Below are 12077 nucleotides of genomic sequence, written 5' to 3'. Positions count from 1 at the left end.
TTGTGGACGTACTGTGTGAGCGCAGATATGGCAGGACCGCCTATCCACGAACTGCACTTCGCACAGGAGCCGTCCGTCGACGAGGTCCCCGGGCCGCAGTCCCGGAAACTGCTGGAGAAGCAGGTCGACGTCGACAGCAGCGCGGTCGCGTACCCGGACAACATCCCGCTCGCGTTCGCGGAGGGGAAGGGCGCGACGCTGAAGGACGCCGACGGCAACGTCTATCTGGACTTCTTCGCGGGCATCGGCGTCTACAACGTCGGCCACGCGAACCCCTACGTCAACGACGCCGTCCACGAGCAGATCGACAAGCTCACGCACGCCGTCGACTTCCCGACCCAGCCCCGCATGGACCTCATCGACAAGCTCGACGAGATCGCGCCCGACGGCCTCGCGGGCAACAACCGCGTCGTCTTCGGCGGGCCGACGGGCAGCGACGCCGTCGAGGCGTCCATCAAGCTCGCGAAGTACAACACGGGCGGCAGCGGGCTGCTCGCGTTCCGGAACTCCTACCACGGCGCCACGTCGGGCGCGATGAGCATCACGTCGAACAAGAAGTTCAAGAAGCCGTACGCGCCGCTGCTCCCTGACGTCGTGCACGCGCCGTTCCCGTACCCGTTCCAGGAGGACCGCGACCCCGAGGCGTCCGTCGAGCGCGCGCTCGAAGAGGTGCGGGCCATCGTCGAGGAGCCGTACGGCGGCCTCTCCGACCCCGCGGGCATCTTCGTCGAGCCGATCCAGGGCGAGGGCGGCGTCGTCGTCCCGCCGGAGGGGTTCCTCTCGGGGCTGCGGGACATCGCCGACGAGAACGACCTGCCGCTGATGTTCGACGAGATCCAGGTCGGCCTCGGCCGCACCGGCGAGTGGTGGGGCTGCGACCACTTCGACGTCTCGCCGGACATCATGACGTCCGCGAAGGCGCTCGGCGGGAACGGCCAGCCGCTCTCGGGCACGATGTACCGCGAGGACCTCGACACGTGGGGGCCGGGCGACCACGCGGGCACGTACCGCGGCCACGTCCCCGCGATGGTCGGCGGCCTGCGCGCCATCGAGTACATCCAGGACCACGACCTCCTCGACCACGCGACGGAGGTCGGCGAGTACATCCGCGGTCGCCTGCGGGACGCGGGCGACGGCGACCCGGGGCTCGGGGAGGTCCGCGGGAAGGGCCTGTTCGTCGGCGCGGAGTTCGTCGACGAGCACGGGGAACCCGACGACGACCGCGTGGAGGCGATCCAGAAGTACTGCTACGAGCACGGCGTCCTCGTGTGGACGGCGGGCCAGTACAGCAACGTCCTGCGGCTGCTCCCGCCGCTCGTGCTCACCCAGGAGCAGGCCGAGGTCGGCACGGAGATCATCGCGGACGCCATCGAGGCGACCGCGGACGGCCATGCCTGACGCCGAGCGGCTGCGCGCGCTCAGACGCGACCTCCACCGGTTCCCCGAGCCAGCGTGGCGTGAGTTCCGGACGACCTGCCGGCTCGTCGAGGAACTCGAAGCCGTCGGTGTGGACGAGCTCCACGTCGGCCCAGACGCGCTGGCGACCGAGGAACGGATGGCCGTCCCCGACGACGACGACCTCGCGGACTGGTTCGAGCGCGCCCGCGAGGCGGGAGTGGACGAGTCCGTGCTGGAGCGATTAGCGGGGGGTAACACGGGCCTCGTCGCGCGCCTGGACTGCGGCGACGGCCCGCACGTCGGCCTGCGCGTGGACATCGACGGGCTGTTCATCGAGGAGTCGGAGAGCGACAGCCACGCGCCAGTCCGAGAAGGGTTCCGCTCGGAGACCGGCGAGTCGATGCACGCGTGCGGCCACGACGGCCACATGACCATCGGCGTCGGCGTCGTCGAAGCCGTCAAAGAAAGCGACTTCGCGGGGACGCTGACCGTGTTCTTCCAGCCCGCGGAGGAAGCCTCGGGCGGCGGGAAGCCGATGGCCGAGAGCGAGCACGTCGAGGGTATCGACTACCTGTTCGCGGTCCACCTCGGGCTCGGCCACCCCACGGGCGAGGTGGTCGGCGGCATCAGGAAGCCGCTCGCGATGTGCCACGTGGAAGCCACATTCAGGGGCGAGTCCGCGCACGCCGGGAAGGCGCCCAACGAGGGTCGGAACGCGATTCAGGCCGCAGCGACGGCCATCCAGAACGCGTACGGAATCCCGCGGCACGCCGACGGGATGACCCGCGTGAACGTCGGGCGGATCGAGGGCGGGACGTCCAGCAACGTGATCGCCGAGCGCGCGAACCTGCTCGCGGAGGCGCGCGGCGAGACGACCGAACTGATGGCGTACGCCCGCGACGAGCTGGAGCGAATCTTCGAGAGCGCCGCGGGGATGCACGGCTGCACGGTGGACTTCGACGTGGTGAGCGAGTCGCCGCGCGCGGACAGCGACCCCGCGCTGGCGTCGCTCGTCGCCGACGTCGCGGACGGCGACGACCGCGTGGACAGCGTGCTGAAGCACGCGGACTTCGGCGCCAGCGAGGACGCCACGTTCCTGATGGAAGCGGTGCAGGAGCAGGGCGGGCTGGCGACGTACGCAATCGTCGGCACTGACCACCCGGGCGCGCACCACACGCCGACGTTCGACGTGGACGAGCGCTCGCTCCCCGTCGCCGTGGACGTATTGGCCAAATCCATCGAGCGCGTGGCCGACGGCGGGCTTTAGGCGCCAGCTAATCCCGGCGTCCCGCGCTACGTCGACAGCGAGACGATGGTGGTGCCGACGACGACCACGGCAGCGGCGGCGACGAGCCGCGGCGTGACGCGTTCGAGGCGCTGGGGGATCACGAGCGCCGAGAACGCGAGCACGAGCAGCGGCGCGGTCTGGAAGATGGGGACGACCACGACCACGGGCAGCAGCGCGAGCGCGGCGAAGTAGCCCGCGAGCGCGAGCGTGCTGCCGAGCCCGCAGACGACGTACAGCCTCACCGGGCCGGCGCGGACGTCCGGCAGCGTGACGGCGTGGGTGGCGCGGGCGTACGCGCCGTACCCGATTGTGGCGGCCGTCGACATCACGGCGAGGCCGACGAACGGGGACGGCCCCTCCGCGAGCCCGGTCTTCACGAAGACGGGTTCGACGCCGAGCGCGAGCGCCGACACCAGCGGCAGGACGAGCGCCGCGCCGGCTTCCCGGAAGCCGACCTCGTCGCCGCCGCGGGCGGTGTCGTAGGAGACGACCGCGACGCCGACGACGACGAACACGATGCCGGCGGCGTGGACGGGCGTCAGCGTCTCGCCGAGGAACGCGACCGCGAACACCGCGGAGAACAGCGCCGCCGTCGAGACGACGGGCGCGGTCCGGGACGCGCCGATGGCGGTGGTGCTGGCGAACTGGGCGACGCGCGCGACCAGCGACCCGGCGAACCCGGCCGCGGCGAACGACCCGACCGCGAGCGGCGTCAGCCCGTAGTCGGGGTAGAACCACACCGCCGCGGCGGGAACCACGACGACGACGTTCGTCGCGAGCGCGACGACCATCGCCGCGGCCACCGAGCCCTCGTCGTGGTCGGTGGCGAGGCGGACCGCGACGTACTGCAGCGCCCAGCCGGCGGCGCCGGCGACGGCGAGCGCGATTCCGAGCGGCGCGTTCACGTACCTCACACTATTCCGTGGTGTCTTGGTCGTTCCGGCGCGTCGGGCGCAACACCTATTACACCGGTCCACGGTACGGTACTTCATGGCACGTTCTGACGGGGTCGTCCCCCCAGAGGTAGCCGACCTGCTCACCCCCTATCCGGGGTACAGTATCGGCGTCGAGGACGAATACGACACGAACGTCGGCGAGATCATCACCGACGCCCGCGAGGCCGACAGCGCCGACGTCGGGCTCGTCGGCATTCCCTTCGACACGGCCTGCGTGGCGGGACCGCGAGGCTCCCGACTGGGCCCAGAAGGCGTCCGCGAGGACATGACGCACGGCACCTGCTACAACCCCGAAATCGACGTGGACATCAGCGAGGGCATCGACGTCGTCGACTACGGCGACGTGGACGTCGTCCACACGGAGGTGCTGCCGACTCACGAGCGCGTCGAGCGCGTGCTCACCGCCGTCACCGAGGACGGCGTCGTGCCGTTCAGTATCGGCGGCGACCACTCGCTGACGTACCCGACGGCGAAGGCGATGATGAACGCCGTCGACGGCCAGGTCGGCGTCGTCAACGTCGACGCACACCACGACGTCCGCCACTCCCACGGCGGCGAGCTCTCCTCGGGGACGCCGTTCCGGCGGCTACTCGAAGACGACAGCGGTCAGCTCGACGGCGAGAACTTCGTGGAGCTCGGGCTCTCGGGCTGGCACAACTCGAAGTACTACGTCGACTGGGTGCGCGACGTCGGCGCGGAAGTCATCTCCGCGCGCGACGTCCACAAGGACGGCGTCGACGCTGCCGCCGAGCGCGCACTCGACGCGGCGACCGACGGCACGGACGCGGTGTTCGTCTCCGTGGACATCGACGTGCTCGAAGCCGGGGACGCGGCGGGAACGTGCGCGCCGAGTCCGGGCGGACTACAGCCCTGGCAGCTGCTCGAACTCGTCTACCAGCTCGGCCGCCACGACCTCGTCCGCGGCGGCGACCTGATGGAGGTCGCGCCGCCGCTGGACTCGACTGGCGCGACGACCGCCATCGGCGCGGCCGTCGCGACGCAGTTCCTCGGCGCGCGCAAGGACGCCTCCCGGTAGGCGCGCGCTCGACGACCGCCGTAATTGGCCGCGCCGCCGCGTTAAATTTGGACGCCGGACTGCGAATGTTTCTCGGTTCCCCGTCGAACCCGCGTCCTCCCCTCCAGTTCGCGCCAAAATTATATATACCAGGTCTAACAATACAGTGTGAGAGACAATGCCAGACAGTGATTCCGGTCTCGACAGTAGCGACCGTCGGACGTTCCTCAAAGTCGGTGGCGCCAGCGCCATCGGGATGGCCACCCTCTCGGGGTGTCTCACCGGTGGCGGCGACGGTGACGGCGCCGGCGACGGCGACGGGAACGGCGACACAACGACCGAGGACAGCGGCGGGAACGGCGGCGACGGGACCACCGAAGACGACGGCGACGCGATGGACTTCGGCGGCGCGGAGCTCGACGTCATGCTCAACGTCGGCGCCATCTCCACCGTCCACCAGGAGCACCTCATCCCGCGCGTCGAGGAGAAGTACAACCTCAACATCAACACCACGACCGCGGTCACCACCGAGCAGCTGACCCAGGTGGAGGCGAACCCGGAGAGCCCGCCGGACGTCCTCATTCCGGACGTCATCGGCATCGAGCGGGCGTCCCGCGAGGAGTGGCTCGAACCGCTCACGGACCACACGGACATGGTCCCGAACGTGGAGGGGATCTACGACAAGTTCGTGCACTACGACGGCGCCGGCGCCTCCTGGGAGGTCGGCGAAGTGCTGCCCGTCATCAACACCCAGATGTGGGACTCGACGCCGTCCTCGCACGCGGAAGTGATGCAGAACTCGAACTCCACGGCGGTCGTCCCGTTCTCGTGGTCCGGCGGCCCCTACCTCCTGCTGATGGCGTCCGCCATCGCCACCGGCGAGCCGTACAACTCCCAACTCGACGTCGACGCCGGCTTCGACTGGCTCGAGGAGAACTTCGCGCCGAACGTCAGCTCCGAGTACGGCGGCGTCGCGTCCGCGAAACAGCAGCTCGCCAGCGGGAACGTCGACACGCTGAACCTGTTCTGGGACTACATGGTCTTCGACATGTTCCAGAACGACCAGCCCATCGACCCGCTGTTCCGCCTCGACCCGGCCGGCATCGCGTTCGCGGAGTCGGTCGCCGTCACGCGGAACGCCGACAACATGGACGCCGCGCTCGTCTACGCCAACGAGTGCCTCTCCCCGTCGTTCCAGGAGACGGCCTCCGAGCAGATGGGCTGCGGTGTCACCCACGAGGACGCCACCGTCGCGCCCGCCGCCGAGGAGTTCGGCGCGACCACGTCCGACGAGTTCGACCAGCTCGCGTTCCCGGACTTCCAGTACATCTGGGAGAACCGCAGCGACTGGTCCGAGCGGTACAACTCCATCTTCTGACCTCTCCACACAGCTTTGACACCCACCATGGAACCCCCCGACGGCACTGGTACCGGAGCCGCCATCGAGTACAACGGCGTCACCAAGGAGTACGGCGACCTGACGGCGGTCGACGACGTCTCCTTCGAGGTCGAGGACGGCGAGCTCCTCGCGCTGCTCGGCCCGTCCGGGTCGGGGAAGACGACGACGCTGCGGATGCTCGCCGGCTTCGAGAAGCCCACGTCGGGCACCATCTCGCTCGCGGGCGACGACGTCACGCACGTCCCGACGCACAAGCGCGACACGGGGATGGTGTTCCAGGACTACGCGCTGTTCCCCCACATGACCGTCGGGGAGAACATCGCGTTCGGGCTCAAGCGACAGGACTTCCCGAAGGACGAGATCCAGGACCGCATCAGCGAGGTGCTGGAGATGGTCGACCTCGGCGGGTACGCGGACCGCAACCCGAAGAACCTCTCGGGCGGCCAGCAGCAGCGCGTCGCGACCGCACGCGCCATCGCCATCCAGCCGGAAGTGCTGTTGATGGACGAGCCGCTGGGCGCTCTCGACAAGAAGCTCCGCGACCAGCTCGAAGTCGAGCTCACGGAGCTCCAGAAAGACCTCGGCATCACCACCCTCTACGTCACCCACAACCAGGAGGAGGCGCTCACCATCGCGGACCGCATCGCGGTGATGAACGAGGGCCAGATCGAGCAGATCGCGCCCCCCATCGAGGTGTACGAGGAGCCAGCCACGGAGTTCGTCGCGGACTTCATCGGCGACACCAACTTCCTCGAGGGCGACCTCCGCGAGACCGCCGACGGCCGCGTCGTGCTCACCGTCGGGGACACCGACATCGGCGTGAACACGACCGGCGTCCCGGCGGACGGCGAGGGTGCGGTCTTCGTCCGGCCGGAGAAGATGAACGCCCGCGAGCCGGGGTTCAGCGACGACTCGCTGAACACGCTCGCCGGCCGCATCGAACGCCGGCTGTTCCTCGGGTCGAAGGTCCGGTACTTCGTCGACTCCGGCGGCCGCGAGGTCGTCGTCGACGACGCGAACCAGCACGCCACGACACTCTACGGGCCCGGCGACGACGTCGTGCTCGCGTGGAGCATCGAGGACACGCGGCTCGCACACGGGTGATTCCCGCGTGGCACGCAAACAATCGGAGTCGGGCGTGAACCGCGGCCAGTCCGAGTCGACGCTCGGCCGCGTCAACGAGGGGCTCTCGGGCGTGCTCCGGAAGTACAGCGACACCCGGTTCGGGAAGTACGCGCTCATCGGCCCGACGCTACTCGTCGTCGCGGTGCTGATGATATTCCCGACGCTCATCCTGCTGAGCTACAGCTTCAACCCCTACGACCAGGGCGCGATTGGTGCGGGCGTGACGCTCGCGCACTACGTGCGGGCGTTCACGAGCGCGCTCTACCAGGAGACGCTCATCCGCACCGTGAAGATCGCGCTCGCCGTGACGATCATCGACTTCGCGCTCGGCTTCCCGCTCGCGTACGCCGCCGTGCGGAAGGGCGGCTGGATGGGCAAGCTCATCGTCATCGCGACGCTCGCGCCGCTGACCATCGACCTGGTCGTGCGCTCGTTCGGCTGGTTCATCCTGCTGAACGGGTCCGGCGTGATCAACTCCACGCTGGTCGCGCTCGGAATCGTCTCCCAGGGGAACACGCCCCAGCTGCTGTTCAACGAGACGGGCATCATCATCGGGCTCTCGCACGTGATGTTGCCGTTCATGGTGTTCCCCATCATCAACGTGATGCACACCATCCCGAAGGAACTGGAGGAGGCCGCACAGAACCTCGGCGCGAACCGCTTCACGGTGTTCGCGCGGGTGCTCGTGCCGCTCGCGCTCCCCGGTATCAGCGCGGGCGTGCTCATCACGTTCGTCGTCTCGCTGGCGTCGTACGTGACGCCGGCCCTGCTCGGCGGCGGCGTGCGGGTCGTCCCCGTCGTCATCACGGAGACGTTCACGTCCACGAGCAACTGGCCGTTCGCGAGCGCGCTGTCGATGATACTGGTCGCGGTCGCGCTGCTGGTCATCGTCGGCTACCAGCGCGTCCTCAAACAGATGGAAGGCGTGGGGGGTGTCTGAGATGGCGACGTCAGACGACTCCTCGCGCTCGCTGCGCGTCGACTGGCTGGTCCAGCGGGCGACCACCGTCGGCTACGAGGCGCTGCTGTACGGGACCATCCTGTTCCTGCTCGCGCCGCTGGTCATCGTCGTCATCATCTCCTTCCAGGAGTCCGCGTACGCGACGTGGCCGCCGCAGGGGTTCACGCTCGACCACTACACCGGGCTGCCGGGCCAACTGGGTTTCCTCGGCGTCGAGGAGGCGTTGCTCACCAGCCTCGAGCTCGCGATCGCCACCGGCGTCGTCTCGACGGTGCTCGGCGCGCTCGCGGCGTTCGCCATCGTCCGGTACGACTTCAAGTACCAGACGACCCTGGAGACGGTGCTCATCTCGCCGCTCATCTACCCGTGGATCGTCGTCGGGCTGTCGCTGCTGCTGTTCATCAACCGCATCGGCACCGCCCTCGGCGTTGCCATCGAGCTGTCGTTCTGGACGCTGCTCGTCGGCCACGTGATGTTCACGCTGCCGTACCCGATTCGGACGATCGGCGCGAGCCTCCAGAACTACGACCACTCGCTGGAGGAGGCCGCGCAGAACCTCGGCGCCACCGAACTGGAGTCGTACCTCCGGGTCACGGTGCCGCTGATTCAGCCCGGCCTGATGAGCGGGTTCGTCTTCGCGTTCATTCTATCCTTCAACCAGTACATCATCTCCCTGTTCCTCTCCGGGTCGGAGACGACGACGATGCCGCTGGTGTTGTTCAGCCTGTTCTACAACACCGCGCCCGCGACGCTGGCCGCCATCGCGACGCTGCTGATGGCCGGCGTGCTCACCGTCATCTTCGTCATGGAGTACCTCTTCGGCATCAGCGACTTCATGTGAGTCGCTGAGCCGCCGTCTCCGCTCGCTCGCGCCCGTACCAGGTCACGTCTTCACGTACCAAAGAGACATATATCCGGTCACGCATGGTGCTACCATGAGCGGGAGACCGACACTGCCGGACAGCACGGACGTAGTGGTCGTCGGCGGCGGCATCATGGGCGCCGCGGCGGCGTACTTCCTCGCGGCGGACAGCGACCGCGACGTGACGCTCGTCGAGCGCGACAGCATCGGCTCGGGGTCGACGGGCGACTCGTCGGCGATTCTGCGCCACCACTACGGCGACGACGAGATCTACACCGACATGGCCCACTGGAGCCACGAGTTCTTCCGGGCGTTCGAGGACGAGACCGGCCAGCCCATCGCGTACGCCGGCAGCCCGCTCGTGCGCTTCGGCGAGGAGGGCACGGAGGTCGGCGACTACGCGGCCGCCGGCTACGACGTGCTCGCCGAGCGCGACATCCCCGTGTCGTGGGTCGAGCCAGAGGAGTTCCCCGAGCAGTACCCGATGTACGACGGCCTCGACGACTACGACTTCGCGGTCAGCGACGACAGCGCGGCGTACTCGGACGGCACGGACGCAGCCAACGGGTTCGCGCGTGGCGCGGCCGAGGAGGGCGCGACGGTCGTCACGGGCGTCGGCGTCGAATCCATCGACACCGAGGACGGCGCGGTCGCGGGCGTCGAGACCGAGAACGGCTACGTCGAGTGCGAGGACGTCGTCGTCGCCGCCGGCCCGTGGACGCCCGAACTCGCCGCGGACGTCGGCGTGGACGTGCCGATTACCCCGACCCGCGAGCAGGTCGTCATCCTCGACCCCTCGGACGACTACGTCGAGGAGTTCCCGGACCTGACGCCGACGACGAGCATGCCGGGCGGCGAGTGGTACCTCCGCCCGGACTTCGGGGACAACGTCCTCGTCGCCACCCACTACCTCACCGAGGAGACCGACCCCGACAGCTACGACGACACGCCCGACGAGGAGACGCTGCTGGAGCTCACGGACCTCGTCACGGAGACGATGCCCGGCCTCGAGGACGCCGGCATCCAGGGCCAGTACTGCGGCGTCTACTCCACGACGCCCGACCACGACTTCGTCATCGACGACGCCGGCCCCGTCGGCTGCTATCTCGCCTGCGGGTTCTCCGGCCACGGCTTCAAGCACGGGCCCGCGGTCGGCCGCATCGTCCGCGACCTCGTGGTCGATGGGGATACGGGCCTCGTGGACGTCGACTACTTCGCGCTCGACCGCTTCGAGGAGAACCCCGCAGGCCACGGGATGCCCGCCGACAACATCTGAGCGATGGCAGACGCCGACGCCGTCCGCCGGCTCGCGGACATGACCTGGCAGGAGGTCGAGGCCGCCGTCGAGGAGACCCAGACGATGCTCCTGCCGGTCGGCAGCACCGAGCAGCACGGCCACCACATGCCCCTCGGCGTGGACGTCTACATGCCGGAGGCCATCGCCGAGCGCGTCGCAGAGCGCACGGGCTGCCTGCTCGCGCCCCCCGTCTGGTACGGCGTCAGCCCCCACCACACGTTCAAACCGGGGACGTTCACCGTCGAGAGCGAGACGTTCCAGCACTACGTCCGCGACGTCTGCACGTCCGCGGCGGAGTGGGGCGTCGAGAACGTCCTGCTCGTGAACGGCCACTACCTCGTACAGGACCCCGAACTCGACGTGGTCGTCCGCGAGCTCACCACCGAGCACGGGCTGCGGGCGTTCCACGTCCCCCTGATTTCGGTGTTCGAGGACGCCGCGACGGCCGTCCGCACGAGCGACGTCTCCTTCCACGCCTCCGAGTTCGAGACCAGCCTGATGCTGGAGCTGTTCCCGGAGCTCGTGGACATGGACCGCGCGGAGGCCGTCGACGTGCCCGACGACGCGCTCCCGCTGACCGACTACGACGCGTACGGCGACAACCGCGTCGGCTGGGCGCTGTCCGCCGAGCGCATGAACGCGCTCACGCACACGGGCAACCTCGGCGACCCGACGGTCGCGACCCGCGAGAAGGGCGCGGAGATGGTCGAAGACGCGGTCGCGAACATCACGCACCTCGTGGACGCGCTCGCCGGCCTCGACCCGCCAGACGCCGCGGAGTAGCTGGCAGTCGTCCCCGAGACGGGTTCTTCGACCAGTCAGGTCTCGTCGTCGAGCCACGCCGTCTTCGCGTCCTCGACCGACTCGCCGACCTTCCGTCCCCGGTAGCCGAATATCTCGCCGTACCCCGACTGCGACATCAGGACCGGAACGAACGGCTCGTCGGCGAGGAGGAACCCCTCCTTCGATTTCGCGTACGCTTCTCCCGCCTCGACTCGCTCGAAGTTCCGCGCGAGCAGTTCGTACGATTCGTCCCCGGACGGCTTCTCGACTCTGTCGTCGATCTCGAAGTAGTTCGTCACGGGCGCGTGCATCGGCGGCTCCTCCGAGAGCGCGCCCTCGTTGTCGAGGAACGCCCGGATCAGCATCTCGGCTTTCGCGACCGCGTTCGGTTGCTGGACCTTCCCCGCCTCTATCGAGACGACGTGGCCAGTCGAACAGAACGAGCCGTCGACGACCGACGCCTCGTTGACGACGTACGTGATCGGTAGCTGTGAGACGATCTCCAGCGAGCGAGAGTTCCCCTCCGAGACGAACGCGACCGGCTCGTGGGTCGCGTGGGTCGTGTGGAAGGAGATGGTATCGCAGTCGGCCGTCTCCGTCAGAAGTTGAGCGGCGAGGCGTCGCTCGCGGTCGTCGGCTTCCGGGTCGCCCGGGAACACCCTGTTCATGTCCACGTCGAGGAAGCGCCGATGTGAGATGGACGCCGGTGGGTTGGCGACGATGAACTTGACCCCCCGCTCGAACTCGGGGGACGACCGGAGGATACGGTGAATCGCGCGGGCGCCGGTCGGTTCGTCCCCGTGCACGTTGCAGACCACGGCGAGGTCCGCGTCCCCCGGCCCGAACTCTACAACGTCGGGGGTGACATCTTGGTCGAACATGTGGTCGAACGTAGGTGATGCATCCGGAAAGTCTCTCCAGCCGACGGGACCGTCCAAAGGGACGGCTTCGCTGAACACGCACCCCATTTCGCCGATCCAGCCGTCACAGTGC

Annotated in this window: 11 protein-coding genes; 9 read left to right on the top strand and 2 right to left on the bottom strand. The window is 68.7% G+C overall.

Translation table 11 applies throughout. The annotated features are described in order from the left end of the window. Positions 1–27 precede the first annotated feature (27 nt). Positions 28–1398, top strand: coding sequence for an aspartate aminotransferase family protein (locus tag G9C83_RS14410; RefSeq protein WP_167247101.1), 1371 nt, complete (start codon positions 28–30; stop codon positions 1396–1398). Next, the gene (locus tag G9C83_RS14405) at positions 1391–2665 is read left to right on the top strand and encodes an amidohydrolase (protein WP_167247099.1); all 1275 of its coding nucleotides are present in this window, start codon (positions 1391–1393) and stop codon (positions 2663–2665) included. The genes G9C83_RS14410 and G9C83_RS14405 overlap by 8 nt, the downstream gene beginning before the upstream one ends. Before the next feature lie 26 nt (positions 2666–2691). On the opposite strand, the gene G9C83_RS14400 is transcribed toward G9C83_RS14405, so the two are convergent. Further along, positions 2692–3591 (bottom strand): EamA family transporter, encoded by a 900-nt coding sequence (locus G9C83_RS14400; protein WP_167247096.1) that lies wholly within the window; start codon positions 3589–3591, stop codon positions 2692–2694. Between the two features lie 85 nt (positions 3592–3676). On the opposite strand from G9C83_RS14400, the gene G9C83_RS14395 reads away from it, so the two are divergent. The 7 genes from G9C83_RS14395 (at position 3677) to G9C83_RS14365 (ending at position 11084) form a co-directional block, all read left to right on the top strand. Further along, a complete protein-coding gene (locus tag G9C83_RS14395; RefSeq protein ID WP_167247094.1) occupies positions 3677–4678 on the top strand; it encodes an agmatinase family protein in 1002 nt (333 codons plus the stop codon). A 157-nt stretch (positions 4679–4835) separates the two neighbouring features. After that, the gene (locus tag G9C83_RS14390; RefSeq protein ID WP_167247090.1) at positions 4836–6035 is read left to right on the top strand and encodes an extracellular solute-binding protein; all 1200 of its coding nucleotides are present in this window, start codon (positions 4836–4838) and stop codon (positions 6033–6035) included. Between the two features lie 27 nt (positions 6036–6062). Beyond that, positions 6063–7160, top strand: coding sequence for an ABC transporter ATP-binding protein (locus G9C83_RS14385; RefSeq protein ID WP_167247088.1), 1098 nt, complete (start codon positions 6063–6065; stop codon positions 7158–7160). Between the two features lie 7 nt (positions 7161–7167). After that, a complete protein-coding gene (locus tag G9C83_RS16075) occupies positions 7168–8121 on the top strand; it encodes an ABC transporter permease (protein WP_167247086.1) in 954 nt (317 codons plus the stop codon). Between the two features lies 1 nt (position 8122). After that, positions 8123–8983, top strand: coding sequence for an ABC transporter permease (locus G9C83_RS14375; protein ID WP_167247084.1), 861 nt, complete (start codon positions 8123–8125; stop codon positions 8981–8983). A 94-nt stretch (positions 8984–9077) separates the two neighbouring features. Further along, positions 9078–10280, top strand: a complete 1203-nt coding sequence (locus G9C83_RS14370; protein WP_167247082.1) for an FAD-dependent oxidoreductase — start codon at positions 9078–9080, stop codon at positions 10278–10280. Positions 10281–10283: 3 nt separating this feature from the next. Further along, entirely contained in the window at positions 10284–11084 is an 801-nt protein-coding gene (locus tag G9C83_RS14365) for a creatininase family protein (RefSeq protein ID WP_243838044.1), read from the top strand. A gap of 35 nt (positions 11085–11119) precedes the next feature. Here the strand turns inward: G9C83_RS14365 and G9C83_RS14360 are convergent, their stop codons facing one another. Continuing rightward, positions 11120–11965: a succinylglutamate desuccinylase/aspartoacylase family protein gene (locus G9C83_RS14360; protein ID WP_167247080.1), complete on the bottom strand. Its 846-nt coding sequence runs from the start codon at positions 11963–11965 to the stop codon at positions 11120–11122. Positions 11966–12077: the final 112 nt, after the last annotated feature.

Source organism: Halobacterium sp. R2-5, from assembly GCF_011734195.1.
Taxonomy (GTDB): Archaea; Halobacteriota; Halobacteria; order Halobacteriales; family Halobacteriaceae; genus Halobacterium.
This window is presented reverse-complemented; position numbering and strand designations above follow the sequence as displayed.

Excerpts from the sequence above, each read along its gene's own strand:
- G9C83_RS14410 (WP_167247101.1), top strand. The coding sequence starts at position 28 with ATGGCAGGACCGCCTATCCACGAACTGCACTTCGCACAGGAGCCGTCC.
- G9C83_RS14405 (WP_167247099.1), top strand. The coding sequence starts at position 1,391 with ATGCCTGACGCCGAGCGGCTGCGCGCGCTCAGACGCGACCTCCACCGG.
- G9C83_RS14395 (WP_167247094.1), top strand. The coding sequence starts at position 3,677 with ATGGCACGTTCTGACGGGGTCGTCCCCCCAGAGGTAGCCGACCTGCTC.
- G9C83_RS14390 (WP_167247090.1), top strand. The coding sequence starts at position 4,836 with ATGCCAGACAGTGATTCCGGTCTCGACAGTAGCGACCGTCGGACGTTC.
- G9C83_RS14385 (WP_167247088.1), top strand. The coding sequence starts at position 6,063 with ATGGAACCCCCCGACGGCACTGGTACCGGAGCCGCCATCGAGTACAAC.
- G9C83_RS14375 (WP_167247084.1), top strand. The coding sequence starts at position 8,123 with ATGGCGACGTCAGACGACTCCTCGCGCTCGCTGCGCGTCGACTGGCTG.
- G9C83_RS14370 (WP_167247082.1), top strand. The coding sequence starts at position 9,078 with ATGAGCGGGAGACCGACACTGCCGGACAGCACGGACGTAGTGGTCGTC.
- G9C83_RS14365 (WP_243838044.1), top strand. The coding sequence starts at position 10,284 with ATGGCAGACGCCGACGCCGTCCGCCGGCTCGCGGACATGACCTGGCAG.
- G9C83_RS14360 (WP_167247080.1), bottom strand. The coding sequence starts at position 11,965 with ATGTTCGACCAAGATGTCACCCCCGACGTTGTAGAGTTCGGGCCGGGG.